Source organism: Bradyrhizobium sp. USDA 4516 (assembly GCF_054055915.1).
This window is the reverse complement of the sequence record NZ_JBSRXT010000001.1, coordinates 3,607,214-3,632,176: the sequence shown is the minus strand read 5'-3', so window position 1 is coordinate 3,632,176 and position 24,963 is coordinate 3,607,214. Positions and strand designations below refer to the sequence as shown.

Below are 24,963 nucleotides of genomic sequence, written 5' to 3'. Positions count from 1 at the left end.
TTTAGAGCATGATCCGGAAAAGTGGAAACCGGTTTTCCGAGAGGATCATGCTCCGAAAGTCGAGCCATGAAGGGTGCGAGTCAGCCCTTCATGAAGCGGTCAATGATCTCCTGCGGAAACGGCGCCGATTTCAGCTTGGCGGGATCGTCCGGGTGGCGGCCGACCAGCACCCTGGTCTCGAACGCCTCGATCGCCAACGCCTCGCCCTTGAACACGCGGTGCACCACCTCGAAGCTCGAGCGCTTGATGCTCTCGACCCGGCTCTCGATGGTAATCCAGTCGCCATGGGTCGACGGGATGTGAAATTTCGCCCGCGTGTCGACCATGGGAATGCCGACCAGGCCGTATTTGTGGACGAGGTCCTGCTTCGAATAGCCGGCGGCTTCGAACATGATCGAGGTCGAGTCGTCGAACATCGCAAAATAGCGCGGGTAATAGACGATGTTGGCGGGGTCGCAATCGCCCCACTGGATCTGCACGTCGCGCCGATTGACGAACATGGTTTATCCTCGATCGAGCATGAGCGATCCGGAAGGGCGTTCATGCTCTTCCGGATCATGCTTCAGCGCGGCGCCATCCGGAGCGCGGCATCGAGCCGCACCACTTCGCCGTTCAGATAGGGGTTGTCGATCATGTGCAGCGCCAGCGAGGCGAACTCGTCGGCCTGGCCGAGCCGGCGCGGGAACGGGATCGCGGCGGCGAGCGAATCCTGCGCTTCCTGCGGCAGGCCGGCCAGCAGGGGCGTCATGAACAGGCCGGGCGCGATGGTCAGAACGCGGATGCCGAATTGCGCGAGCTCGCGCGCGATCGGCAGCGTCATCGCGACGATGCCGCCCTTCGATGCCGAATAGGCCGCCTGCCCGATCTGGCCGTCATAGGCCGCGACCGAGGCCGTTGAGATCACGACGCCGCGCTCGCCGGTTGCGAGCGGCTCGAGCTTGGCCATGTCAGCGGTCGCAAGCCGCAGCATGTTGAACGAGCCGATCAGGTTGACCTTGATCACCTTGTCGAAGTCGCCCAGCGCCATCGGCCCCTCGCGACCGATCACGCGTTTTGCCACCCCAATGCCGGCACAGTTCACCAGCACGCGCGCGGGGCCGTGCGCCTTGGCGGCGGCGGCCACCGCGGCCTCGGCCGCCGCAGCATCGGCGACGTCGCAGACGACGGGAATGCCGCCGATCTCCGCCGCGACGCTCTCGGCGAGCTTGGCGTTGAGATCGCAGACCGCGACCTTGGCGCCCTGCGCGGCGAGACGGCGCGCGGTCGCAGCGCCCAATCCCGATGCACCGCCGGTGACGATGGCGGCCTGGTCCTTCAACTGCATGGCTTTCTCCTGTTCGAGAACTAGACTGACGTGATCACCGATGCCGGCGGCACCGGCGCATAAAGCGCTTCGATGATGTCCGTGCGATGCTCCAGCACCGCGCGCTGGTTGATCGAGCCCTTGTCGGTGACCTCGCCGCGATCGATCGACAGCGGCGTGTCGAGCAGGATCGCGCGCGCGATCCGGTTCGACGAGCCGGTGGCGCCGGCCAGGACGCGCGCGAAGCGCTCGCGGAAGGCCGTCCGCACCAGCGGATCATTGGCCGCGACGGCGATGTCGCCAGAGGCGAGCTGCGGATTGATCAGGCGGCAGCCGTCGAGATCGAGGATCACGATCGCGGCGAGCTCGTCGCGGTTGAGCCCCGCGATCACGACGTCGCGCACCAGCGGCGCGCAGGTGCCGACGAAGCGCGCCCGCAACGGTCCGACGCTGACCCAGGTGCCGCTCGCCAGCTTGAAATCCTCGGCGATGCGGCCGTCGAAATCGAAACCGGCATCAAGATCACCAGCGTCGGCAGGCTTCAGCGCGTCGCCGAACTTGTAAAAGCCCTCCTCGTCGAACGCCTTGGCGGTCAGCTCGGGCTGCCGCCAATAGCCCGGGGTCACGTTCGGGCCCTTGGCGCGGACCTCGAGCTTGCCGTTGTTCGGAACGAGCTTCGCGTCATTGCCCGACACCGGAAGCCCGACATGGCCGGAGCGGCTGGTATCCGGGCGCACCGACATGAAGAACGGCGAAGTCTCGGTGGCGCCGAGGCCGGTCAGCATGGGCACGCGATAGCCCTTCTCCTGCACGGCGAGCGCATCGAGGCTGTTCCAGACGAACGGCGACAGCGCGGCGCCCGAGAAGAACATCGCATGCAGCCGGTCGAAGAATTTTGCCCGCAGACCGGCGTCGTCGCGCAGATAGGGCAGCAGCGATTCATAGCCCTTGGGCACGTTGAAATAGACCGTCGGCGAGATCTCGCGCAGGTTACGCACCGTCTCCTCGATGCCGCCGGGCATCGGCTTGCCCTCATCGAGATACATCGAGCCGCCGTTATAGAGCGTCAGCCCGACGTTATGGTTGCCACCAAAGGTGTGATTCCACGGCAGCCAGTCGACGATCACCGGCGGCTCGTCCTTGAGGAACGCCAACGTCTCGCGCAGCATCACCTGGTTGGCGCAGATCATGCGCTGGGTGTTAATAACGGCCTTGGGATTGCCGGTCGACCCCGACGTCAGCAGGAATTTCGCGATCGTGTCCGGACCGATTGCCGCATGGGCCGCATCGAGGCGCGGGTCTTCCGGCGTCGCCAAGAGGCCGGCAAGGCGCGTCACCTCACGGCCGGGCACGGTGCCGCGGCTCGCGGCGATCTCGACATCGGATCCGATATTGGCACGCAGCGCGTCGGCGAATTTATCGGCATCGTCGACAAAGATGAGGCCCGGCGTCAGAAGCTTGATGACGAAGCTGAGCTTGCCATAGTCGCGCGACACCAGCGAATAGGCCGGCGACACCGGGCAGAACGGAACGCCGGCATAGAGCGCGCCGAGCGCCATCAGGGCATGATCGATCGAATTGCCCGACAGGATCACGATCGGCCGCTCGGCCGACAATCCGCGCGCGATCAATGCGGAGGCGATGCGCCTGATAGACTCGAGCAATTGCGCGTAGGTGATTTGCCGCCAGCCGCCACCGGGGGCACGCTCGGCCATGAACACGCGGTTCGGCTCGGCCTTTACCCAGTGGTGCAGGCGATCGGTGAGGCGAACCGGAAAATCGGCGAGGCTGAGCTTCGGTCGGAGATAGATGGTGCCGTCGTCGCGGCGCTCGACGGTAACGTCGGGATTGCCGAACGAGATCGGGCGCAGCGGATGCGCGCTCGCAGTGTTCGCAGACGGCGCGGCGCTCATGTCGGCTTTACCTTGGCGGTCTTGCGATCAAGAAACGCGCGGATGCGCTTCTTGGCTTCCTTGTCGCTCTGCGCCACCGTCGCCATCAGCGATTCCATCAACAGGCCGGTCTGCGGATTGGCCTCGGCGATCATCGGCAGCGCCTGCAACACGGCGAAGTTGGTCAGCGGCGCATTGGCGGCGACGCGCTCGGCAAGCTCCAGCGCTTTCGGCAGCGCGCCGTCGGCCTCGGTGAGGTATTGCGAGAAGCCGTAGGCGGCGCCCTCGGTCGCCGAATAGACCCGCCCGGTCAGCATCATGTCCGCCATCCTGGGCACGCCGATCAGGCGCGGCAGCCGCACCGATCCGCCGCCGCCGACGAAGATGCCGCGCTGGCCCTCGGGCAGCGCGAAATAGGCCGACGGCTCGGCGACGCGGATATGCGCGGCGCAAGCCAACTCCAGTCCGCCGCCGATCACCGCGCCCTTCAGTGCGGCGATGACAGGCACGCGGCAATACTGGATGCGGTCGAACACGCGATGCCACATCTGGGAATGCACCAGGCCCTCGGTGGCGTCGCGCTCGGTCAGTTCGGAGAGGTCGAGGCCGGACGAGAAGTGGTCGCCGATGCCATGGATGACGACGGCGCCGACCGCATCCGGTATCGCGGAGAAGCAATCCCGCAGCGCCAGGATGATGCCGTCGTTCAGCGCATTGCGCTTGGCGGGACGGTTCAGCCCGACCGTCAGCACCGCCCCTCGCGTCTCGATCCTGAGCAGCGAGGCGCCTCCCTCGCCGGCAGCGTTTCCCATGGCGTTATTGTTTCCCGTTCAGAATAGTTATGTTTTATAACGATTAGCGGGAGAGTCAATATGGGCGCGCACGGCTGGTGGCCATCGACCCTTCGAGACGGCCGCTGCGCGGCCTCCTCAGGGTGACGGTGATGGAGTTGATACGCGCGGCTCCCTCCACCCGTCGTCCCTGCGAAAAGCGGGGACCCATAACCACAAACGGTTATTGCTGCGCGACGGCGGAACGACGAGTCCCGTTCACGGCACAGACCGCGGAGTATGGGTCCCTGCTTCGCAGGGACGACACCGAATGTGTGGCGGATCCCGGCGGGTGAGACGGCAAGTGTGCGAAGCTACAGCACCTGATGCACGTCGATCACGACGCGGTCGGCGTGGCGGGCGGCGGAGCCGACGAAGATGTGCTGCATCAGCCAGCGGTAGTTTTCGGCGCCGGTTTCGAATTTCGGCACGGTGCGGAAATAGATCAGCTTCGGGTCGACCGGCTCGCCGCGCTTCAGCTTCTGCAACAGCTCGACCGGCCCGAAGCGGATGCCCTTGTTCTCGACATAGACGACGGCGCCGTCGTCGGTCTCGAACGCATATTTCGCCTCCAGCTCGATCAGCTCATTGGGCCGGATGATCTGGAAGTCCGCACCGAACGCCAGCACCTTGCCGTTGACCTTCTCGCCCTTCACCTCGCCGCCGATGATCGGAATGATGCGGCGGACGCCGGTGCCGATGTCGCCGGCGGACGTCACCTCCGCGATCCGGGCGGTGATGGTGAAGACGTATCTGGTCTCAAGCTCGGGATTCATAGGCCTAACCAATCATGCGCTGCGGCAGCCAGGTCGCGAGCAGCGGGAACAGGATCAGGATCACCAGCCGGATCAGGTCGGTGATGACGAACGGCAGCACCCCGACAAAGATCGTCGACATGTTGACGTCCTTGATGACGCTCTTGATCACGAACACGTTCATACCGACCGGCGGATGGATCAGGCCGAGCTCGACCGTCATGACGATGATGATGCCGAACCAGATCGGATCGAAGCCGAGCGCGGTCACCACCGGAAACACGATCGGCACGGTGAGGATCACCATCGCCATCGCGTCCATCAGGCAGCCGAGCACCAGATACATCAGGAGGATCAGCGCCAGCACGCCATAGGGGCCGATGCCAAGCCCGGTGAGGAATTCAGTGACGTGCTGCGGCGTCTGGGTGATGGTGAGGAAATAGCCGAAGCAGAGCGCGCCGATCAGCACCGTGAACACGGCGGCCGCGGTGCGCGTCGCCTGCAGCAGCGATTGCAGGATGCCGTCCCTGGTCAGCTTGCCGCGGAGGATACCGATGATGAAGGCGCCCACCGCGCCGACCGCGCCGGCTTCGGTCGGGACAAAGAAGCCGCCATAGAGCCCGCCGATCACGAACAGGAACAGCAGCAGCGGCGACCAGACGTCGCGCAGCGCAACGAAGCGCTCGTGCCACGACGCCTTCTTTCCCGCCGGCAGGAAAGCGGGCCGCGTCACGCCGATGATGCCGATCGTGATCATATGCATCAGGATCGCGAGCAGACCCGGCACCACGCCCGCGATGAACAGCTTGCCGATGTCCTGCTGGGTGATGATGCCGTAGACCGCAAGCACGGTGGACGGCGGCAGCATCGCTCCGAGCGTGCCGCCAACTGCGATCACGCCGGCGGCGAATGATTGCGGATAGCCGAAGCGGCGCATCTCGGGATAGGCGACGGCCGAGAAGGTCGCGGCGGTCGCGACCGACGAGCCGGAGATCGCGGCGAAGCCGCCGCAGGCGGCGATCGTCGCAATGCCGAGCCCACCCTTCCAATGGCCGACGAAGGTGTTGGCGGCGCGGAACAGCTCGCGGCTGATTCCCGAGACCGACACGAAGGCGCCCATCAGCAGGAACATCGGGATCACGCCGAAGGAATAATCCGTCACCGTGCGCATCGTGGTCTGGCCGACCAGCTTGAGCGCCGGCGCGAAGCCGGTGAGATAGCCAAAGCCGGTGATGCCGACGAGGCCCATCGCCATGCCGACGGGGACACGGAGCAGCATCAGCACGAACAGGCTGACAAAGCCGATGACGGCGACGGTCTCGGGACTGAGGTCGAGACTCATGGCCGTCTACTCCGCGGTCTTGATCTTGGCATCATGGATATCTTCCGGATGGAAGATCAGGCGGTAGGTGCGGATCGCGATCAGCAGCACCGCGGAGACGTCGCCGATCCACGACACCAGGAAGAACGGCCAGACCGGCACGCCGAGATCCATGGTGACGATATGGCTGTTCCTGGTGTCGATCACCTTGTCGACCAGCGTGTAGGTCTGCACGCTCACCACGAACAGCAGCACCAGCGTCGCGAAGATGTCGATCCAGCGCTGGTAGCGCGGCGAGGCATTGGCCCAGACCAGATCCACCGTAATGTGGGTACCGCGATAGCTCGTCGCCGCAATTCCCCAGAAGATCAGGATGCCGAGCAGGAACTGGCCGAAATTGTAGTAGTCGGGGATCGTCACCGCAAAGAATTTGCGCATGAACACCGCGGTGAAGGTGTTGAGCGCGACGACGCCAACGAAGAAGGCCGCGACCCATTCGATCGAATCGATGAAGCGATCCATGAAATTCTTGCGCGCCGGCTCGGGTGGGCCGGTGATCGCGCCGTCTTGGGAAACTTCGGCAGATTGCGTCATGCGTTGCTTCGATGAGCTCCCTCTCCCCCGCTCTTGCGGGGAGAGGGTTGGGGTGAGGGGCTGCTTCCACGAGTCGTGAATGCGGTGAGACCTGTACCCCCTCACCCGGATCGCATCTGACGATGCGATCCGACCTCTCCCCGCAAGCGGGGAGAGGTGAAGGGGAGCGGGATCAGATCCCCGCCTCGAACTTCTTCAGCGTGGCCTGCAGATCGGCGTCGATCTTTGCCGCATCGCCGCCGGCCTTTTTCACCGCCTCGGCCCAGCTGTCGCGCAGCGGCTTGACCGCCTTCTTCCACTCGGCGAGCTGATCCGAAGTCAGCGGATAGACCTCGTGGCCTTCCAGCGCCTTCATCTTGGTGCGGCCATTGGCTTCGAAATCGGTCCAGGGGTCGGTGACCTTGGAGGCCCATTCCGGCGTGCAGTGATCGTCGATCACCTTCTTCTGGGCAGCCGACATCGAATTATATTTGGCGAGGTTCATGTTGTAGGTGAACACCGTCGAATAGAGCGGCACGTCCATGTGGTACTTCACCACCTTGTCGATGCCGAACAGGAAGATCGAGCCCCAGGGGAAAGTGATCTCGTCGGCCACGCCGCGCTCGATCGCGTCGCGCGATTCCGGCGCGGAGGCCTGCACATTGGTGCCGCCGAACATCTTCACCATCTCGCCGATGGTGCTCTGCGCGGGACGCACCTTGACGCCGGAGAGGTCGCTCGGCAGCACGATCTTCTTCTTGCCGTGCAGCGCGCCCGGATCGTGGATGAAGGCGAAGCACAGCTTGGTGTCCTTCATCTCGGTCGGCGCATATTTGTGATACCACTCGTTCAGCGCCAGCGTGCCCTTCTTGCCGTCGGAGAAGGTGAACGGAAGCTGGCCGGCGGCCGCGATCGGGAAACGGCCGGGCTGATAGCCAGGATTGACATAGGTGACGTCGGCGATGCCGTCGCGCGCCATGTCGTAATGGTCGAACGCCTTGCCGAGTTGCTCGGACGGAAACACGGTGACCTTGATGGTGCCGCCCGATGCCTTCTCGATGTCGGCGGCCCAGGCCTGGGTCGCGGGCACCAGCGGATGCGCCGGCGGCACCCATAGCGACACCTTGAGATTGACGGTCTTGTCCTGCGCGACGGCAGGTCCCGCGGCCGGCAGGATGGCGGCGGCCATCAACACCGCCAACATTGTCTTCCTCATCACGTCTCCTCCTCTCCAGGACGGGCTTCGTGCCCGGCTCATTACTTAACATGTTATCTAATTCGCGCGGATATTCAAGATGAAATCCGGCGGGCGGACGCCTCGTCGCACCCTCCGCCCGGTCCCGCGTCACCGCATCTTGCGCTGCGGCGAACGCGCGGGTCCCGCGCAAATCCGCCTTGCCAAAATCGTTATATGATATAGTTGCCTTGGCAAGTTGCCGGCGCGGGCACCGGCTAAAAGCCTATCCGATCGGGAGGACAAGGTATTGCGGACAAAAGTAGCAATCATTGGTGCAGGTCCGGCCGGACTGTTGCTTGGGCAACTACTTCATACTTTCGGTGTAGACAACATCATTCTTGAGCGGCAGACCCCCGACTATGTGCTGGGGCGGATTCGCGCCGGGCTGCTCGAGGAAGGCACCGTGTCGCTGCTCGAGAGCGTCGGCGCCGCTGCCCGGCTGCACCAGGAGGGCCTCGTCCATCACGGTCTCGAACTGGCGTTCGGCGGCGCACGGCACCGCATCGACCTGCATGGTTCGACCGGCAAGACCGTAACCATCTACGGCCAGACCGAGGTCACGCTCGACCTGATGAATGCCCGCAAGGCGGCCGGCCTGACCTCGATCTACTCGGCGGCCGACGTCAAGCCGCTTGATTTCGATACCGATCATCCGCGCGTCAGCTACGTCAAGGACGGCGTCACCCACGAGATCGCCTGCGACTTCATCGCCGGCTGCGACGGCTTCCACGGCATCAGCCGCGCCAGCATGCCGGCGTCGGCGATCACCAGCTACGAACGGGTGTATCCGTTCGGCTGGCTCGGCATCCTCTCGGAGACGCCGCCGGTCTCGCCGGAGCTGATCTACAACAACCACGAGCGCGGCTTTGCGCTGTGCACGATGCGCTCGTCCCACCGCAGCCGCTATTACGTGCAGTGCCCGCTCGACGATCATGTCGACCAATGGTCGGACGAGCGGTTCTGGGACGAATTGAAGCGGCGCCTCGACCAGAAGGCCGCCGACGAGATCGTCACCGGCCCCTCGATCGAAAAGAGCATCGCGCCGCTGCGCAGCTTCGTCGCCGAGCCGATGCGGTTCGGCCGCATGTTTCTGGCGGGCGACGCCTCGCACATCGTGCCGCCGACCGGTGCCAAGGGCCTCAACCTTGCCGCCAGCGACGTGCATTATCTGTCGCAGGCGCTGCGCGAATACTACGACGAGAAATCCTCCGCCGGCATCGATGCCTATTCGGGACGCGCGCTGGCGCGGGTCTGGAAGGCGGTGCGCTTCTCCTGGTGGATGACCTCGATGCTGCACAAATTCCCCGACGAGGGCGAATTCGCCGCGCGCATCCAGATCGCCGAGCTCGACTACCTCGTCAGCTCGAAGGCGGCCTCGACCTCGCTGGCGGAGAATTATGTGGGGCTGCCGTTCTAGATAAGTCGCGGATGCTTTTGTCGAGCAGCATCCTCTTCGCAATCTCCGTCGTCATACCCCGCGCATGCGGGGTATCCAGTACGCCGCGGCTTCTCGATTCATGCGGTGCGGTCTCTGGAATACTGGATCACCCGCTTTCGCGGGTGATGACGAGCCGGGCCGCTTCAAACAGCCGTGCAAATCCCGTTTAAAACTTTGTAGGCGGTGAAACCGTCATCGACATCGCGTTCAATGGCGTCAACCCAACGTCATATGCGAGCTTCAGATGACCACCGATACGCAAGTCGTGCCCGACAATCCCCAAGACGTCCCTCAAGGCTTCGAGCCGCTGTTCCGCAAGAGCCCGCTCACCGAGCCCTGGGAGCCGCTTTACCAGAAGAAGACCGAGCGTGCCGTCATCATCGGCCTGCGGCTGGCGAGGCCGCATACCAACGGCCGCGGCCTGATCCATGGCGGCCTGATCGCAGCCCTTGCCGACAACGCGATGGGCTATAGCTGCGGCCAGGCGACCGGCTGGACCACCTCGTTCGTGACGATCTCGCTCGCGGTCGATTTCGTAGGCTCCGCCAATGTCGGGCAATGGCTCGCGATCGAGAGCGACGTGATCAAGACCGGCAGCACGATCTGCTTCGCGCAGAGCCTGATCAAGGCCGACGGGGTGACCATCGCGCGCGCCAACGGCACCTTCCGCGTGGTGCCGAAGAAGCCGCCGGTGAGCTAGTCGAAATACCAGTCGGTGACCTCGGTCACGAGATCGATGAAGGTCCGCACCTTGGCCGACAACAGCCGCGTCGTCGGATAGACGACGTGGATCGGCACAGCCGGCTGCTCGAACTCGGCGAGCACGATCTGGAGCCGCCGCGCCTTCAGCGATTCGGCCGCCTGGTAGGCCATCACCCGGGTCAGTCCGCCGTCCTGCTCGGCGTACTGGATGGCGGCGTCCGAGCTGTTGCTGGTGAAGCGCGGCGTAGGGGTGATGCGGACTTCGCGGCCATTCTCCATGAAGCGCCAATCCGGCGTCGCGGTCATGGCGCCGAACTGGATCGTGTCGTGGGCGGTGAGGTCCGCCGGCCGCTTCGGCCTGCCGCGAAGCTTGAGATAGCCGGCCGACGCCACCACGATGCGGCGCATCCGGCCGACATGCCGCGCCACCAGCGTCGAATCCGGCAGGTGCCCGAGCCTGACCGCGAGGTCGACGCCGTCCTCGACCAGATTGATCCTGCGGTCCGACAGCCGCAGGTCAACGCCGACGCCGGGATAGCGCTTCAGATAGGTGCTCACCACCGGGCTGACATGGAGCCGCCCGAAGCCGAACGGTGCCGAGATCACCAGCCGCCCCCCGGGGCGGGTGCGCTCGTTCTCCACCGCGTCCTCGGCCTCCTCGACATCGGCGAGGATCCGGCGCGCCCGCTCCAGATAGCGCGAGCCGGCGTCCGTCAGCGTCACCTGCCGCGTGGTCCGCTGCAGCAGCCGCGCGCCGAGCCGCTCCTCCAGCGCCGCGATCAGCCGCGTGATGGCGGACGGCGACAGGCCGAGCTTGCGGGCGGCGGGGGCGAACCCCTCGAGGTCCGCCACCGCGACGAAGGCCTGCATGGCGTCGATCCGGTCCATGGCACTATTGCATAATCGGCAACAGTGAAGTGTCAATGCACAAGATTGCTTACGATCTTGGAATGTCCATCTTTAAGCGGCGAGGACAACCACTCAGGCGCCCGTCACGGGAGGCTCCGATGTCAGATGGTCACAGCTATGCGAGCGACGTCGCATTCAGTCCGGCGGTGAAGGCGATCCAGACCCGCAAGGGCTCACGCGCCACCTACGCCGAAGTCGAGGCACATGGCGGCTGGCGCAGCGAGATCGACGAGAACCTCGCCGGCTTCCTCGGCGAGGTGAACAGCTTCTATCTCGCGACCGCCTCGGCCGACGGCCAGCCCTACATCCAGCATCGCGGCGGACCGAAGGGTTTTATCAAGGTGCTCGACAAGCACACCATCGCGTTCGCCGACTACAGCGGCAATCGCCAGTTCATCACCCAGGGCAATCTCTCGGAGAATGCCAAGGCCTATATCTTCGTCATGGATTACGCGCACCGCCGCCGCGTCAAGCTGTGGGGCGAGGCGAAGGTGGTGGAGGACGATCCGGCGCTGACCCGCACGCTGATGCCGCAGGGCTACCGGGCGCGGCCCGAGCAGGTGATCCTGTTCAAGGTCACGGCGTGGGACACCAACTGCCCGCAGCACATTCCGCAAAAGTTCGACGCGGCCGATGTGGCGGCAGCGCTGGCCTCGCGCGACCAGCGCATCGCCGAGCTCGAGGCGGAGCTGGCCGCATTGAAGGGCCAGCCCGCTCCTGCCGCGCCGGCTTAGGCATGATCCGGAAAAGTGCGAAGCGGTTTTCCGAAAGGATCATGCCCCGAACTAAACCTAAAGCGCGATCGCGCTTTAGGCCGCCTGCTGCTGCAGCGGCGCCCAGGCGAATTCCGGATAGTATTGCCGCATCATCCGGCCGACATAGGCGGTGAGATTGTCGAACTTCTCGGTGCGCTCGCGCAGCGGCGAATCGAAGAACGGGGTGAGGATTCCCGCCAGCGCGCCGAACGCGGTGGCATCGGTGCCGCACGGCGCATCGCCCATCAGATACGGCTTGTCGCCGAGTTGCACAGACAGCGCGAACAGCGAGCGGATCGCGAGATCGACGTCTTCGTCCGGTCCGTGACGGCCAAGCCCGCTCAGCAGATAGTTCTCGGCAACGCGGAACTGGGCGTCCTCGCGCATCTTGTCGCGCATATGGTCGGGCGCGCCGTCGAAGAAATGCGCGGGCCCCTTGGCGAAATTGGTGTCGTCGACCCAGCGCGCGCCGACCAGCGCCCAGTAGACGTGATGCTCGATCATGCGCTCGAAGGCCCAGGCCTGGGCGCGCGCCTGCAGGCTGAGCGGCGCGTCGAAATCGAAGCCGTATTTGCCCTCGATATGGGCGCGGATGAAGGTCGAATCGGCGATCGTCTCGCCGTCGTCGACGATGAACGGCAGCTGGCCCTTGGGAGAGGCCGGCGGCATCGCCTTCTCCTTGCGATAGTCGAGCCCGGCCATCTTGAGCTGGACCTCGGTTTTGGTCACGAAGGGGCTGATTTCCGGCAAGCCGAAGCCCGTGCCAAAGCCAAAAAGCGTAATCATGTGAAGCTCCCGATCGCCTGTGGTCGTGAATTGAAGCTAGCCGTCCCCTGCTGCCAGCATGGTGTCAGCAGTAGTGGCATTCACTGTCGAACGGGCCGGCGGGTGCGAGGCGGCGAACCGCCCCGCGAACGCGCTTGACCAGCCGTGCCCGCCCGTAGGACCAGACCGTGCTGATCGACTGTGCGATCAGCGCGACCAGGGCCCAGCGCAGGTCGCCGGAGGTGGAGTAGACCGTGACCAGCTGTTCCAGCGCAAAGCCTTGCGCCTGCCGGAAACCGAGTTCGTCAAGATTCGTCATGGACAAATTCCCTTCACTTGAGGTGTTGTCCTGATATAGCCCCCACCTGCTGCCAACATGCTGTCAGCAGCAGCCGGACGGGACCCAGAAAAGCCTGCGCACCGAGAGACGACGAGACCCGTCAAGACACTCGTCAAGACGGCTGCCAAAACCGCTACCGAGACACTCGACAAGACACGTGCCAAGAGAGCGATCGAGAGAGTTGCCATGAGACGCGCCGACCGGCTGTTTCAGATCATCCAGGTGCTCCGACGCACCCGTAAGCCTTTGACTGCCGATGCAATCGCCGCCGAGCTCGAGACATCGAAGCGGACGATCTATCGCGACATCGCCAGCCTGATCGAGCAGCGGGTGCCGATCCGCGGCGAGGCCGGCATGGGCTACATCCTGGAGAAGGGATTCGACCTGCCGCCCTTGATGCTGACACCCGACGAGATCGAGGCCTGCGTGCTCGGCGCGCAATGGGTGGTCGGCCACGCCGATCCCGCGCTGGCGCGCGCGGCCGAGGACCTGATGGCCAAGATCGCCGAGACCGTGCCCGACCGGCTGCGGCCGTTCGTGCTGGAGCCGGCGAGCCGGGCCCGCTCGGCCTGGAACCGGGAGCCCGACCGCATCGACATGGTCAGGACCCGCAGCCAGATCCATGAGGGCAAGAAGATCACGCTGAACTATCGCGACGAGCATGGCCGCGATAGCGAGCGCACGATCTGGCCGATCGCGGTCGGCTATCACGAGGCGGTGCGGCTGCTCGCCGCCTGGTGCGAGCTGCGCAAGGATTTCCGCAGCTTCCGCACCGACCGCGTGGTCACGGCGGTCTATCACGACGAGAAGTACCCGGAGCGGCGCGACCTGCTCAGGGCGCGCTGGCGGCGCAGCCTGGTCTGGGAAGCGCCGAGGGACACGTGATGGCCGACAACGCGACCGACACAAGCCCCTGCCAGTCCTGCGGCGCCTGCTGCAGCTATTCGGAGAACTGGCCGCGCTTCACCATCGAGGACGACGCGCAGCTCGATCTGATCCCACCGCAATTCGTCAATGCGCGACAATCAGGCATGCGCTGCGAGGGCGATCGCTGCTCGGCGCTAGCGGGCCGGGTCGGAGAAGCAACGCGCTGCGAGGTCTATCCGGTGCGGCCGGAAGTATGCCGGACCTGCCAGCCGGGCGACGCGGAATGCGCGATGGCGCGGCGCCGGCACGGGCTGCCGCTCATCGCGAGCGCGCAGCCGATCTAACCAGACGTTACGCCGTGACCCTGTCGCTGACGTCCTCGTCGTCGAGTTCGTCATCGACGATCGGCGCGAAGGTCGTCAGCGGCTTGGTCGACAGCGTGATCGGCTTGCGGCCACCATGCGAAACGGTGGCGGCGCGGGCCGGCTCGCGCGACAGCGCGTAGAGCGTCGAGCCGACACGGCCGCCTGAATTCGCCAGCTCCCACTCGCTGCAGCTCGACGCGATCGCGACCGCGAGCGCGTGCAGATGGCTGCGGCGATAGCAGAACAGCGCGAGCCTCGCCCTGACATCGGGCGCGACATTGGCAACCAGCAACGAGAGCCCGTTCGGATTGGCGCGATACATCTGGCCGAGCAGATCGTCGGCCACCGGGCAGGCATCGTTCTCGAAGGCGTCGCGGCTTGAAAACATTTGCAAATCCCCCTCGATCGGGAAGATGCCGCGTAATCCTCTAACGAAAGGTTAACCACGGCCTCCGGTCGCTTCCGGAGGGTCTTGCCCGTTGCGCGCGAATCACATCCGCCCGCCGCAACCCGGCTGGATTCGTGGTTCAGGACGGGAGGAAAGGTGCGCGCGAGCCGCTCAGTTCGCGGCCATGTAGATCGACAGCGCGAAGCCGGTGAGGTGGTGCAGCGCCTGGTCGACCCCGATCAGGGTCCAGAACCAGGGGTGGCCGGATTCCAGCGTCACGCCGAAATGCGAGGCGCAGATGCCCTTGGCCCGATCGACGATGATGTGGATCACGAAGTCGATGAAGGCGACATACCAGAACCGCGGCGCCACCACCAGGATCAGCGCCAGCGCGACCGCGAGATGGACCAGGCAGTGCGCCAGCAGCGGCAGCGCCCAGCCGGTCTTCTGGTCCTTGCCGATCGCCATCCAGGCGTTCTGCAGCATGAAGTCGGCGATGATGTGCTTTGCGGTGAGAAGCGACATCCATCCCACCAGGGCACCAACCGACACCGACGATGACATGGAGGGAAACAACAAGCTGACGCCCTTTTACTTCGATGAATGTGATTGCAAGAAATCCGGGTCAGGCCGTCAGCACAATTCCGCAAACCGAAGCGTGTCTCATTTATGACATCTCCGGCGCCGGAATGCACCTGCGCCTCCTCGAAAATCACATCTCGCTCCGACCGTCGATAGTGGCAATGGTCATGTGGCATCGCGGCGCAGGCCGGCCGGGATTAAGGTTACGGCCGGCGGCCGGTTTGCATTCCCCCCGCGGAGGTATATCGTCGGCAACATAGGAAATTTTCTTTCTTTTATAGCCATTTACGGATTCACCGGGCAGCGCCGCGCCGATCGGGTCGCGGCAACGGGCCGTCCCGGACGGGTGATGAGCCAGGTAATCAGCCATGAGTGCCGAAGCCCCCTCGCCTGCGCCGCTGCCGCCGCCGAGCCCTCCGGTCGCCAAACCGGTCGTCAAGACCAACCGCGCGCAGATCATCGTCTTCACCCTGCTGACGCTGCTCCTGAGCGCGGTCACCGTGATCGGCGGCCGGCTCTGGCTGCGCAATTCCGAATTGCTGGTGTTCGCGGTCGGCGATGCCAAGGGCCCGGAGGCGAAATTCGCCGCCAAGCTCGCCACCGTGCTGAAGAACAATTCGTCGCGGCTGCGGCTGAAGATCGCGCCGAACCCCGACAACGCCAGGGCGCTGGCGCAATTCGATCGCCGCGACGCCTCGCTTGCCATCCTGCGTACCGACGCAAGGGTGCCGCCGCGTGCACGCGCCATCGCGATCCTCGAGCATGACGTGGTGCTGGTGCTCAGCCCCGGCGGCAAGAAGATCAAATCGCTGAGCGAGCTCAAGAAGAAGCGGATCGCGGTCGTCGGCGACGGCGAGAACAGCGTCAATTTCGTCCGCAGCGCGCTCGAGATTGCGGACAGCCCCGACGCGGCGCAGCGGGTACAGCAGGCGCCGCCGAACACACCTTTCGACAAGCTGTTCGCCTCCGGCTTTGCCGCCGTGATCGCGATCGAGCATGCTTCGAAGATCGTGAAGGACAAGACCTACGAGCAATATGCCAAGCGCCCCGGCGGCTTCACGCTGAATGCGATCGACGCGGCCAAGGCGCTGGCGCGCAAATACCCGGCGATTTCGGAGGAGACGGTCTCGACCGGCATGCTGTCGTCCTCGCCGGCGATCCCCGATGACGAGGTCGACACCATCGGGCTGGAATGGCTGCTGGTCGCGCAATCCTCGATGTCCACGACGACAGCCGCCGAGCTCGCGCGCATCATCTATGAGAACAAGTCGGAGCTCGCGCTCGACGACGGCTTTGCCTCCAAGATCGAGCCGGCGGCGACCGACAAGGACGCCTTCATCGTCGCCCATCAGGGCGCCGCCGAATACATCAACGACGATACCAAGTCGTTCATGGATCGCTACAGCGACGTGATGTATCTCGGCGCCGCCGCACTCAGCATCATCGGCTCGATCTTCGCCGCGATCTACACCAAGATCACCCGCGTCGCACCGGAGAAGGCCAGCGAGCTGGCGGGCAGGATCCTCGACATCGGCGAGCGCGTCGAGCACGCCACTTGCGCCGAACATCTCGACGAATTGCAGGATGAGCTCGAGGCAATCCTGCGCGGCGCGGTGACCGGCCTGCGCGACGGCACCGTTTCCGGCGACGGAATGGACACGTTCAAGCTCGGCTACGAATTGGTCCGCGACGAGATCGCACTGCGCCGCGATCACCTCAAGCGCCACCCGGCGACGCCGGACGAGAACCTCGTGGTGGTGAAGGCGGCCAATGGGTGAACCAAGCCGTTGGTCACGCCACAGATACAACTGTCGTCCCTGCGGTCGCGCCGCATGCACCACTGTCGTCCAGGCGAAAGCCAGGACCCATTACCACCGCTTTCGCTGATGAACGGGATCGCGGCCCCAGCATCGCGCAACTGTTGAGACTTGGGGTAATGGGTCCTGGCTTTCCCCAGGACGACACCGCGTATGTTGAACGGCCGGTGAACCATACATCGGCACGCTCTCGACATGCACCGGAGCGCAGCGCTTACTACCCGACCGCCGCGTCCGTCGGCGTCGCAGCGGCGTCGAGCTGCCGTCCCTCGTGATCCATATGCAGGTAGTTCGGGTTGAACAGGCCGGCGTGCATCAGCCGCTCGAGATTGGGGACGACCAGGGTCTTTCCCTTGAGTACGATCAGGCCGCCGGCGCGCAATTCCTGCAGCGTTCGGTTGACGTGAACCTTGGAGAGCCCGGTGGCATCGGCGAGATCGCCCTGGGTCAGCGGGAAATCGCAGCTGTCGCCCTGGGTCAGGCCTGCGGCCCGCAGCCGGAGCCAGATCTCGCACAGCAGATGGGCCATCCGCTCCAGCGCCGTTCGCTGGCCGAGGCTCATGGTCCATTCGCGCTGGATCGCCGCGTTGACCAGGGTTTCCCACCAGAACGCGGTCACGATGCGCGGATGTCCGGCTGCGACCTTGTCGAAGAAGTCGCGGGAGAGGTCGGCGATCGACACTGCGGTGACGGTACCGATCGAATGATCCATCTCGCGCAGGATGAAGACGTTCACATCGCAAATGTCGCCGGGCAGGAAGAAGGCCACGATCTGACGCCGGCCGTCCTCGAGCTGCTTGTAGCGATAGGCCCAGCCGGACAGGATCAGATGGACGTCCTTCGGCTTCTCTCCCTCGCGGACGATGTCGACCCGCGGACCAAAATGGCGGACGCGCTCGGTAGACGCGCGATTGAGAAGAACCTGGTCTACCGGCGAAAGCCGTGCAAACTGCTCCAATTTCCGGACTAGCGACGCCAACGATTGGTCTCCCGCATGTTTAATCGGGCAACTGCAGGACCGACTTCAATTACGTATGTTACCTTGCACAGTTATTGAGGTATGTTCACTAGTGTACAGACGTCCCAAGGATGCGACGGTTACATCCCCGAGCATCACGCACACCTCGGCGCCCGGTGGTACCACCGGTGAAATACGGGTCCCCGGCTCAGGGGGACGTCTAAGGGACGTTCAGACGAACGGCACGCCGTAGTAGTCGTTCACCGCGCGCGTGGTGCCGATATCGGACCAATTCCACTCGCGCTCGCTGCCGTATTTCGGCGCGCCGCGCAGCTGGCTCTCGGTGACGCCGGTGATATAGCCGCCCAGCCTCGTATCGTATTTGAGCGACTGCCAGGGCAGCGGATAATGGTCGTTGCCGAGACCGAGAATGCTGCCGAAACCGAGCACGGCGTAAGACACCCGCCCGCTCTTCTTGTCGATCATCACCCGTTCGATCGAGCCGATCTTGCGCTCGTCGGAGCCATAGACCGCGGTGCCCTCGACCTTGTCGCTGCCGATCAGGTTTCCGACCTCCTTCTCGTCCATCGCCATGTCGATTCTCCATTGATCCCTCGACGCCAACGGTCAACCCGGGTCATCGTTCCTGCCGCATTGCCGCGATTGCTGCAAAAGCGGAACGCCGTTCAGCCCGTTGGAGGATCGCCGCGGTCGTCTGATGTCATGCCGGATCCCGGTGTCTTGTCGGCATCGTTCAATTTCGGATCACGCGTCGCTTCGCGCGCATTCGACTTTCGCGGGTCGGTCTTGTGCGCGGCCTGCGCGCGCTGCTTGTCGGCCGGCTGCTCCTGCCCCTTGTCGTCTTTGACGATACCCTGATTGGAATGTGCCACTACTTATGTCCTTCTTGTTGCCTTGGCTGCCTTGCTTGAAGACATGCGGGCCCCGGCGATCAAATTCGCCGAGGCCCGTCACCGGAGTGGTCCACCGCCTTTCGGGGAGCAAAGCAGCGAACGCACGGGTGTTACGCAGAGCGCCGAAGATCGTTCCTGCGATCTTCGCGATCCCGGGTCGCGATCTCAGGTCCCGATTTTGGGTCGCAATTTCCGGCGCGCGTTTTTTCAATTCGACCGATGTCATGGGTTAACGACGGCATCCGGGGAACAAGCCTAGTATTGCTGGTTCCAGCTCGGAGACGGCATGATCAAGAAGAAGCGCAACAGGTCGCGGCCTCCCGGATCGTTCGAAAACCGCTTGCAAAAATTCGCCGAAGATTCGCGCATTGCGGCACGCAAGCTGCCGCCAGGACGGGAACGCGAAATGCTGATGAAGAAGGCCAGACAGACCGAGACTGTGATGGAAGTCAGCGAATGGCTGACGTTCCGCAAGTAGCCGCGAGTCTCAAAGGAGAGCTGCGATGATCGAGGAACGGTTTGACTCACGCACGCTCTTCGCCATGAACGTTGCGCTCGATCGCGTTTGCGCAGACGCACCTCACGGCGAGGAACATGACACCCGCCGCCGCGTTGCCCGATACATCATCAAATGCGCCAAGAGCGGCAGGACGACGCTTTCCGAGCTGACCGAAGCCGGACGGCAGGCGTTGGCCAAGGCCACCGCCGCGGCGTGAAAACCGGCGTAAGTGCCTGTTGCCCTCGGCCCTCAGCAGAGGCAGCTACGCATGCGCATTGCAATCAGTATCGGCCTGCTGGCCTTTTTGGCCGCCGTCGGCGCCTACGCCTATGAAGGCCTGACCGTGGATGCTCCAGTGCCGACCTACGGCATCGTGGTGTTTACGATCGGCATTGCGCTTCTGGCCGCGGTCTGCATCGGCCTGATGGGCCTGTTGTTTTATTCCAGCCGTCGCGGCTACGACGAGCCGCCGCACATCAAGCAGTAGATAGCTTCGGCAGATTCCCGCTGCATTGCGAGCGAAGCGAAGCAATCCACAGCGCCGCAAGCGGGGAACTGGATTGCTTCGTCGCTTCGCTCCTCGCAATGACGGCGAAGGTTCTTACGACACCGCCGGCGCCCGAGCGCGGATCTCCGCGATCTTGCGCTTCAGCGCTGCCTGCCGCGGATCGGGCATGGTGGCAGCGCGCGCTTCCGCAATGGCGCCGGCAAGGTCGGGGAGCACGAACACGCCGTCGAAGGTCGGCTTGGCGAGCCCGTCGATGATCACGTGCCAGTCCGCGATGCCCTGGCGGTAGGGATCGCCGTAACCCTGGATCATGGTCGCGGTCTGCACGACCGCCGGGGCGGCGCTCGGCTGCTTGGTCAGGCTGCGGTCGATCATGTGCAGCCAGCGCTCGACCCAGACGTGCTCCCTGGCATAGCGTCCCGAGAACAGCCGCCAGCGCTTCAGGCCCGCTTCGATCCTGAGCCGGCGAACGCTGAAGCGGTTGTTCGCGCTGAAGCGGATCGAGACCCGGCGACGCCGCCAGCCGAACTGATCCAGCACGCCGAGCACCGGATCGGCGACCACCGCCGGCAGGGCGTCGATCAACTCGTCAAGGCGAAACTTCTTGACGTCGTCGGCCGAGCGCGCCGCAAGGCCGCCCACCGCACTGACTTCGCCAAGCTTGAGCTGCGCGATGCGGATCGCGTCCTCATAGGCCATGCGCTCCGCCATCAGGCGGGCGATCTCGGCAAGCAGGGCGTCGTCAACGCCGCGGCGGCCGACGAAGCGCTTGAGCCGGTCGATATAGAGCTGGGCGTAGCTCGTGCTCTGATAGGCGATCAACAGATCGATGGCCTTGGTGACGGCCGGCCCGAGATGGTCCGGGCAGGCGTCGGGCAGCACCGGCGGCCCCTCGTCCTCATCGCCGATGATATCGGCAAAGAGGTAACGGAGCGAAGCCAGGAGACCGTCGTCATCCGCCACTGCGGCGCCTCCAGAACTCGTCACGGGGCTCATGCAGGTTTGGGCTCCGCGACCTGTGGGGTGGCGTGCTGCGCGAGCTGCTGCTCGAGCGTCGAGATATTCTGGAACAGGCGGGCGCTGGCGAGGCGCAGGAAGTAGAAGCCGAACGCCGGGTTCTGGACGTAGAGCTGCTCGACCTGGTCATAGGTCACCGACAGCACCATGCCGGTCTCGACGCACTCCAGCGTCTGGGTTCGCGTGTTCGACGGCGACAGCATGCCGAACTCGCCGACGAGGGCGCCGACCGGCAGCTCGATGCCGGATTCGACCAGGCGGAAGCGGCCACTGACAATGTAGAACATGCTGTCGGCCTTCTCGTCCTTGTAGAACAGGACTTCGCCCGCGGTGCATTTGCGTTCCGTCGTGAACGGCTTCAGCCATTCCATCGACAGATCGCTGTTGACCGATTTCTTCACGTTGCGGACCAGTTGCAGCATCTGGTGCAGCCGATAGGTGTTCACCGGCAGCAGCACGGCATGCAGGATCAGCGTCGCGTAATTGTGGGTCGGGACGGCGGTCGCGATCAGGATGATGTTGGTCAGGATGGCGAAGACGCGCAACGGGATCATGGTCCGCATCGACAGCGTGGCAACCACGAAGATCGATGCGAAGAAACTGCCGGCGGCGCCTGCGTGCTCCGCGAGATGTGAGGTATCCATCGGAAACCAACCAATTTCTCAAGAAGTGAATAAGATCGCCTTATTAGTCGCTTCATTCCGGCCAAGGTCGCATCGGCGAACCAGCATCCCTGATATACGGGGAAAAAGCGACGTTTTGTCCGATTTCTCACATTCGCGGGCGCAAAATCGGGCCAACATGGTTAGGCCTTTCGTCCAACTGATCGGTCTTCCGCCGCGAGCATCCCGCCATGGCCTGCGCGTTGACGGCCTCAACCGGGAGGGGCACGTTGTGACATCGGCTCTGCCGTTCGCAGGGCCTCAATTCCAGCAATTCATCGACAGGCAAGCTTCGTTCCGATGTCCAAGCGGCTCGTCCTTCCGGCCCTGACGCGCTTCGTTTCCGCCACCGCCGGCCGCAACATGACCACGGCGGCCTATGTCGCCGTCGCGGCCGGTGTCGCCATGATGACGCTGCTGACGGTCGCGCCGGCCCATGACGCGGCGCCGCGCTGGGTGGATGCGCTGCTGTGGGCCTGCCTTGCCTATTTCGTATTCGAATGGCTGGTGCGGCTGCGCCACATGGGCCGGCAGGGCAAATTCTGGTTCTACGCGCTGTCCAGCGCCGGCGTGGTCGACGCGATCGGCGCGCTGGCCGTGCCGGTGGCCTTGCTGTCCGGAGTCGAGCCGAAAACCGCCTGGCTGCTCGGCGTGCTCTGGGTGCTCAAGGTGGTGCCGGGCATTCCCGGCCTGCGCCAGCTCCGGCGCGTGCTGGTGGTGGAATCCGGGCCGCTGCTCAGCGTGCTCGTGATCTTCCTGATGGTGGTGTTCCTGGCCTCCGTTGCGGAATATTTCCTGGAGCGGGACGTCCAGCCGCAGACCTTCGGCAGCGTGCCGGCGGCGCTGTGGTGGGCGGTGGTGACGCTGACCACGACCGGCTACGGCGACGTGGTGCCGATCACCCCGCTCGGCCGCGTGGTCGCCGCCATGGTGATGATCTCGGGCCTCGGCGTGTTCGGGCTGTGGACCGGTATCCTGGCGACCGGTTTTGCCGCCGAAACCCGCCGCGACAATTTCTTGAGAACCTGGGAGACCGTCAGCAAGGTGCCGTTCTTCGCGCATCTCGGCCCGGCCGCGATCGCCGACGTCACCCAAATGCTGCGGACCATGGACCTGCCGCCGCGCACCATGATCATCCGCAAGGACACCAATGGCGACTGCATGTATTTCGTCGCCGCCGGCGAGGTCGAGGTCGACCTGCCCGGGCGCAAGGTGAAGCTTGGCGAAGGCGAGTTCTTCGGCGAGATGGCGTTGCTAGGCAACACCAAGCGCGGCGCCAGCGTCTCGACCAGCAAGGTGACCAGGCTGTTGGTGCTTGACCTGGTCGATTTCCGCCTGTTGATGGCAAGGCATCCCGATCTCGCCGAGACCATCGACGCCGAGGCCAAGCGGCGCGAACGTGAGAATCAATAATGATGGAGACCAAGATGGCTGACGCGGCCGACACCGCCAGCGGACCCGTGCTCGAAATCGCGGGCGCACGCGCAACGATCCGCCTCAACCGGCCGAAGCATCTCAACCGCCTGCAGGCCGAGGACCTCGGCGAGCTGCTGACATTGTTCGACCGGATCGAGGCCGATCCCGCGATCCGCGTGCTGGTGCTGACCGGAACCGGCCGCGCATTCTCCGCCGGCTACGACCTCAACTCCGTCGCCGAGCGTGCGGTGAGCGCCAGCGAACAACAGAGCGCGGGTTCGGCGTTCGAGGTCGTGGTCAACCGCCTCGAGGATCTCAGCGTGCCGACGATCTGCCGGCTCAATGGCGGGGTCTATGGCGGCTCGACCGACCTCGCGCTCGCCTGCGACTTCCGCATCGGCGTCGATACCGCCGAGATGTTCATGCCGGCGGCGCGGCTCGGGCTGCACTATTACAAGAGCGGCATCCAGCGCTACGTCACGCGGCTTGGCGTCGACAACGCCAGGATGCTGTTCCTGACCGCGCAGAAGATATCGGCGCCGGAGATGCTGCGGATCGGCTACCTCACCGCGATGGTATCGCTCGACCTGCTCGACGAGGAAGTCGACAAGCTCGCGACGATTTTAGCGGGCAACGCGCCCAAGGCGATGGCCGGCATGAAGCGCGCAATCAACGAATTCGCCCGCGGCGCACTGGATGAAGCCGCCGCCGACGCCCGCCACCGCGACAGCATGCGCGGCGACGAGATCAAGGAAGGCATCAAGGCCTTCGCCGAGAAGCGGGCGCCGCGGTTTTAGCGATTGTTCGCACGGCACACCCTTCACCCTCCCCTGGAGGGGGGGGTCGGGTCACATGGAGCGCAGCGGAATGTGAGACGGGGTGGGGTGATCTCTCAGCACGAACGGTGCCCGAGTGGAGAGATCACCCCACCTCGGTTCGCATTGCATGCGAACCGATCCTCCCCCTCCAGGGGAGGATGAGAGCAGTGCCTCTTCACGCCCGCTTCGACCGCATCGCGCGGACCTGCGCGATGTCAGGATCCGCGGCGAGTGCCTGGTAGCGCTTGCTGTCGACGGCGTAGAGCGCGATGCGGCCCTCGGCGTCGGCATGGACACCCCAGCCGAAACGCTTGCCGAGCGGCGAGGCGCGCATGCAGGCCTGGCCGCGCGAGAAGAACGTCTCGCGGGCGAGGCTGCGCGCCTTCTTCGCTGCTTTCGCATCGAGCACGCGGCCGGCCGCCGACGTCGCGAACACCACATCGTCGGAGGTGTACTTGTAGGGCGCGCCCGCGATCATCCGGTATTGCAGCACGGCAACCGTCGGCTGGCCGCCGCGCAACTGCGGCTCCTCGCCGCGCTGCGCCGGGCAGTCCTCCGCGACGCGGATCAGGGTGTTGAAGCAGTTGGTGCTGTGCAGGACTTTCGCCATCGGCCCGATCCGTATCACACCCCGGCGGCCGCGGCATGCTGCGCCGCCATCTCGTCGTCAGCCTTCGATATCCGCTGGAAGGCCGGGCGCGCGGCGATGCGCTCGGCATGGCGGACGAACACGTCCCTTTTCGGCACGATGCCGAACATCATGGTCCAAGAGAGCGCGATGCCCCAGAGGATGTCGGCCGCCGTGATCTCTTCGCCGAGCAGATAGGGCCCCTTTGCCAGTTGCGATTCCAGCGCGCCCAGCATGGTGTCGTAATCGGCATAGGGCGACTGCGTGATCGGCGCGCGCTCGCGCTTCATGAAATGGTCGATCACGGCCGGCTCGAACGATGCGCCGTAATAGGCGATCCAGCGCAGATACGGGCCGCGGCGCGGATCGTTCAGCGCCGGCGTCAGGCCGGCCTGCGGAAACAGATCGGCGAGATAGATGAAGATCGCGACCTGCTCGGTGACCAGCGCGTCACCATGGCGGATCGCCGGCACCTTGCCGAGCGGATTGATGGCGAGATAGGCGTCCTTGCGCTGCTCGCCGGCCTTCATGTTCAGGACGTGCAGGTTATACGGCGCGCCGAGTTCCTCCAGCAGCACGCGGGTGCCGGTGGCGCGGCTTTGCGGCGAATAATACAGCGTGACGCGGTCGGTAGTGGTGGTCATGGCGGGTCTCCTTGCGCCGTCGGGGGCATGGCCTCCTTATGTCCGCCTATACCTGACATC

31 protein-coding genes are annotated in these 24,963 nt (G+C 64.6%); 11 read left to right on the top strand and 20 right to left on the bottom strand.

What is annotated here, in order from left to right; translation table 11 throughout:
• Positions 1-80 precede the first annotated feature (80 nt).
• From ACVI1L_RS16700 to ACVI1L_RS16665, 8 genes are all read right to left on the bottom strand, one after another.
• Positions 81-500 carry an acyl-CoA thioesterase gene (locus tag ACVI1L_RS16700; protein ID WP_092085351.1) on the bottom strand — a complete coding sequence of 140 codons (420 nt, stop codon included), beginning with the start codon at positions 498-500 and terminating at the stop codon, positions 81-83.
• Positions 501-562: 62 nt separating this feature from the next.
• A complete protein-coding gene (locus ACVI1L_RS16695; protein WP_092085349.1) occupies positions 563-1,324 on the bottom strand; it encodes an SDR family NAD(P)-dependent oxidoreductase in 762 nt (253 codons plus the stop codon).
• A gap of 20 nt (positions 1,325-1,344) precedes the next feature.
• The gene (locus ACVI1L_RS16690; RefSeq protein ID WP_253625114.1) at positions 1,345-3,216 is read right to left on the bottom strand and encodes a feruloyl-CoA synthase; all 1,872 of its coding nucleotides are present in this window, start codon (positions 3,214-3,216) and stop codon (positions 1,345-1,347) included.
• The gene (locus ACVI1L_RS16685; RefSeq protein WP_456783317.1) at positions 3,213-4,007 is read right to left on the bottom strand and encodes a crotonase/enoyl-CoA hydratase family protein; all 795 of its coding nucleotides are present in this window, start codon (positions 4,005-4,007) and stop codon (positions 3,213-3,215) included. Before ACVI1L_RS16685 ends, ACVI1L_RS16690 begins: the two co-directional genes overlap by 4 nt.
• Before the next feature lie 332 nt (positions 4,008-4,339).
• Entirely contained in the window at positions 4,340-4,801 is a 462-nt protein-coding gene (locus ACVI1L_RS16680; protein WP_076832505.1) for a DUF3237 domain-containing protein, read from the bottom strand.
• A 4-nt stretch (positions 4,802-4,805) separates the two neighbouring features.
• On the bottom strand, positions 4,806-6,122 hold the full coding sequence (locus ACVI1L_RS16675) for a TRAP transporter large permease (protein ID WP_057015997.1): 1,317 nt from the start codon (positions 6,120-6,122) through the stop codon (positions 4,806-4,808).
• A 6-nt stretch (positions 6,123-6,128) separates the two neighbouring features.
• Positions 6,129-6,695, bottom strand: a complete 567-nt coding sequence (locus ACVI1L_RS16670) for a TRAP transporter small permease (protein WP_057015996.1) — start codon at positions 6,693-6,695, stop codon at positions 6,129-6,131.
• A 172-nt stretch (positions 6,696-6,867) separates the two neighbouring features.
• Entirely contained in the window at positions 6,868-7,890 is a 1,023-nt protein-coding gene (locus ACVI1L_RS16665) for a TRAP transporter substrate-binding protein (protein ID WP_456783316.1), read from the bottom strand.
• A 268-nt stretch (positions 7,891-8,158) separates the two neighbouring features.
• On the opposite strand from ACVI1L_RS16665, the gene pobA reads away from it, so the two are divergent.
• Together pobA and ACVI1L_RS16655 are read left to right on the top strand one after the other, a co-directional pair.
• Positions 8,159-9,328 (top strand): 4-hydroxybenzoate 3-monooxygenase, encoded by a 1,170-nt coding sequence (gene pobA, locus ACVI1L_RS16660; RefSeq protein WP_057015994.1) that lies wholly within the window; start codon positions 8,159-8,161, stop codon positions 9,326-9,328.
• A gap of 265 nt (positions 9,329-9,593) precedes the next feature.
• On the top strand, positions 9,594-10,049 hold the full coding sequence (locus ACVI1L_RS16655; protein ID WP_076832511.1) for a PaaI family thioesterase: 456 nt from the start codon (positions 9,594-9,596) through the stop codon (positions 10,047-10,049).
• Here ACVI1L_RS16655 and ACVI1L_RS16650 read toward each other — a convergent pair.
• Positions 10,046-10,939 carry a LysR family transcriptional regulator gene (locus tag ACVI1L_RS16650; protein ID WP_456783315.1) on the bottom strand — a complete coding sequence of 298 codons (894 nt, stop codon included), beginning with the start codon at positions 10,937-10,939 and terminating at the stop codon, positions 10,046-10,048. The genes ACVI1L_RS16655 and ACVI1L_RS16650 overlap by 4 nt on opposite strands.
• Positions 10,940-11,058: 119 nt before the next feature.
• On the opposite strand from ACVI1L_RS16650, the gene ACVI1L_RS16645 reads away from it, so the two are divergent.
• Positions 11,059-11,694 carry a pyridoxamine 5'-phosphate oxidase family protein gene (locus ACVI1L_RS16645; protein WP_057015991.1) on the top strand — a complete coding sequence of 212 codons (636 nt, stop codon included), beginning with the start codon at positions 11,059-11,061 and terminating at the stop codon, positions 11,692-11,694.
• Between the two features lie 75 nt (positions 11,695-11,769).
• On the opposite strand, the gene ACVI1L_RS16640 is transcribed toward ACVI1L_RS16645, so the two are convergent.
• Both ACVI1L_RS16640 and ACVI1L_RS16635 read right to left on the bottom strand, forming a co-directional pair.
• Positions 11,770-12,501: a glutathione S-transferase family protein gene (locus ACVI1L_RS16640; protein WP_057015990.1), complete on the bottom strand. Its 732-nt coding sequence runs from the start codon at positions 12,499-12,501 to the stop codon at positions 11,770-11,772.
• A 64-nt stretch (positions 12,502-12,565) separates the two neighbouring features.
• On the bottom strand, positions 12,566-12,799 hold the full coding sequence (locus ACVI1L_RS16635) for a hypothetical protein (protein ID WP_057015989.1): 234 nt from the start codon (positions 12,797-12,799) through the stop codon (positions 12,566-12,568).
• A gap of 207 nt (positions 12,800-13,006) precedes the next feature.
• Here ACVI1L_RS16635 and ACVI1L_RS16630 point away from each other — a divergent pair, with 207 nt between their 5' ends.
• Positions 13,007-13,705 (top strand): helix-turn-helix transcriptional regulator, encoded by a 699-nt coding sequence (locus tag ACVI1L_RS16630; RefSeq protein ID WP_028336549.1) that lies wholly within the window; start codon positions 13,007-13,009, stop codon positions 13,703-13,705.
• Positions 13,705-14,031 (top strand): YkgJ family cysteine cluster protein, encoded by a 327-nt coding sequence (locus ACVI1L_RS16625; protein ID WP_076832520.1) that lies wholly within the window; start codon positions 13,705-13,707, stop codon positions 14,029-14,031. The genes ACVI1L_RS16630 and ACVI1L_RS16625 overlap by 1 nt, the downstream gene beginning before the upstream one ends.
• Before the next feature lie 7 nt (positions 14,032-14,038).
• Here the strand turns inward: ACVI1L_RS16625 and ACVI1L_RS16620 are convergent, their stop codons facing one another.
• Together ACVI1L_RS16620 and ACVI1L_RS16615 are read right to left on the bottom strand one after the other, a co-directional pair.
• Positions 14,039-14,440 carry a hypothetical protein gene (locus ACVI1L_RS16620; protein ID WP_016847470.1) on the bottom strand — a complete coding sequence of 134 codons (402 nt, stop codon included), beginning with the start codon at positions 14,438-14,440 and terminating at the stop codon, positions 14,039-14,041.
• A gap of 171 nt (positions 14,441-14,611) precedes the next feature.
• Positions 14,612-14,965 (bottom strand): DUF3307 domain-containing protein, encoded by a 354-nt coding sequence (locus ACVI1L_RS16615; protein ID WP_082653700.1) that lies wholly within the window; start codon positions 14,963-14,965, stop codon positions 14,612-14,614.
• A 425-nt stretch (positions 14,966-15,390) separates the two neighbouring features.
• Between ACVI1L_RS16615 and ACVI1L_RS16610 the strand changes: the two genes are divergently transcribed.
• Positions 15,391-16,800, top strand: a complete 1,410-nt coding sequence (locus ACVI1L_RS16610) for a TAXI family TRAP transporter solute-binding subunit (protein WP_076832523.1) — start codon at positions 15,391-15,393, stop codon at positions 16,798-16,800.
• Positions 16,801-17,056: 256 nt separating this feature from the next.
• Here the strand turns inward: ACVI1L_RS16610 and ACVI1L_RS16605 are convergent, their stop codons facing one another.
• The 3 genes from ACVI1L_RS16605 to ACVI1L_RS16595 all read right to left on the bottom strand — a co-directional run bounded on the left by ACVI1L_RS16605 (position 17,057) and on the right by ACVI1L_RS16595 (position 18,690).
• Positions 17,057-17,818, bottom strand: coding sequence for a Crp/Fnr family transcriptional regulator (locus ACVI1L_RS16605; RefSeq protein ID WP_456783314.1), 762 nt, complete (start codon positions 17,816-17,818; stop codon positions 17,057-17,059).
• A gap of 210 nt (positions 17,819-18,028) precedes the next feature.
• Positions 18,029-18,391: a PRC-barrel domain-containing protein gene (locus tag ACVI1L_RS16600; RefSeq protein ID WP_456783313.1), complete on the bottom strand. Its 363-nt coding sequence runs from the start codon at positions 18,389-18,391 to the stop codon at positions 18,029-18,031.
• Positions 18,392-18,483: 92 nt separating this feature from the next.
• Positions 18,484-18,690: a hypothetical protein gene (locus ACVI1L_RS16595; RefSeq protein ID WP_057016269.1), complete on the bottom strand. Its 207-nt coding sequence runs from the start codon at positions 18,688-18,690 to the stop codon at positions 18,484-18,486.
• Positions 18,691-18,997: 307 nt separating this feature from the next.
• Here ACVI1L_RS16595 and ACVI1L_RS16590 point away from each other — a divergent pair, with 307 nt between their 5' ends.
• From ACVI1L_RS16590 to ACVI1L_RS16580, 3 genes are read left to right on the top strand one after another with little or no spacing between them, the layout of a single operon-like run.
• On the top strand, positions 18,998-19,189 hold the full coding sequence (locus ACVI1L_RS16590) for a hypothetical protein (RefSeq protein WP_016847464.1): 192 nt from the start codon (positions 18,998-19,000) through the stop codon (positions 19,187-19,189).
• Between the two features lie 25 nt (positions 19,190-19,214).
• Positions 19,215-19,427, top strand: a complete 213-nt coding sequence (locus ACVI1L_RS16585; protein WP_016847463.1) for a hypothetical protein — start codon at positions 19,215-19,217, stop codon at positions 19,425-19,427.
• A 51-nt stretch (positions 19,428-19,478) separates the two neighbouring features.
• The gene (locus ACVI1L_RS16580) at positions 19,479-19,697 is read left to right on the top strand and encodes a hypothetical protein (RefSeq protein ID WP_057016270.1); all 219 of its coding nucleotides are present in this window, start codon (positions 19,479-19,481) and stop codon (positions 19,695-19,697) included.
• A gap of 114 nt (positions 19,698-19,811) precedes the next feature.
• Here the strand turns inward: ACVI1L_RS16580 and ACVI1L_RS16575 are convergent, their stop codons facing one another.
• Together ACVI1L_RS16575 and ACVI1L_RS16570 are read right to left on the bottom strand one after the other, a co-directional pair.
• Entirely contained in the window at positions 19,812-20,681 is an 870-nt protein-coding gene (locus ACVI1L_RS16575) for a DUF6537 domain-containing protein (protein ID WP_456783312.1), read from the bottom strand.
• A gap of 29 nt (positions 20,682-20,710) precedes the next feature.
• The gene (locus ACVI1L_RS16570) at positions 20,711-21,379 is read right to left on the bottom strand and encodes a Crp/Fnr family transcriptional regulator (protein WP_016847460.1); all 669 of its coding nucleotides are present in this window, start codon (positions 21,377-21,379) and stop codon (positions 20,711-20,713) included.
• Between the two features lie 318 nt (positions 21,380-21,697).
• On the opposite strand from ACVI1L_RS16570, the gene ACVI1L_RS16565 reads away from it, so the two are divergent.
• Together ACVI1L_RS16565 and ACVI1L_RS16560 are read left to right on the top strand one after the other, a co-directional pair.
• A complete protein-coding gene (locus ACVI1L_RS16565) occupies positions 21,698-22,810 on the top strand; it encodes a cyclic nucleotide-gated ion channel (protein WP_057016272.1) in 1,113 nt (370 codons plus the stop codon).
• A gap of 14 nt (positions 22,811-22,824) precedes the next feature.
• On the top strand, positions 22,825-23,610 hold the full coding sequence (locus ACVI1L_RS16560; RefSeq protein ID WP_076832869.1) for an enoyl-CoA hydratase/isomerase family protein: 786 nt from the start codon (positions 22,825-22,827) through the stop codon (positions 23,608-23,610).
• 196 nt (positions 23,611-23,806) lie between these two features.
• Here ACVI1L_RS16560 and ACVI1L_RS16555 read toward each other — a convergent pair whose 3' ends face one another.
• Both ACVI1L_RS16555 and ACVI1L_RS16550 read right to left on the bottom strand, forming a co-directional pair.
• Complete coding sequence (locus ACVI1L_RS16555; RefSeq protein ID WP_057016273.1) at positions 23,807-24,241, bottom strand: DUF6157 family protein; 435 nt, start codon at positions 24,239-24,241, stop codon at positions 23,807-23,809.
• 14 nt (positions 24,242-24,255) lie between these two features.
• Positions 24,256-24,903: a glutathione S-transferase family protein gene (locus tag ACVI1L_RS16550; RefSeq protein ID WP_057016274.1), complete on the bottom strand. Its 648-nt coding sequence runs from the start codon at positions 24,901-24,903 to the stop codon at positions 24,256-24,258.
• Between the last annotated feature and the right edge of the window lie 60 nt (positions 24,904-24,963).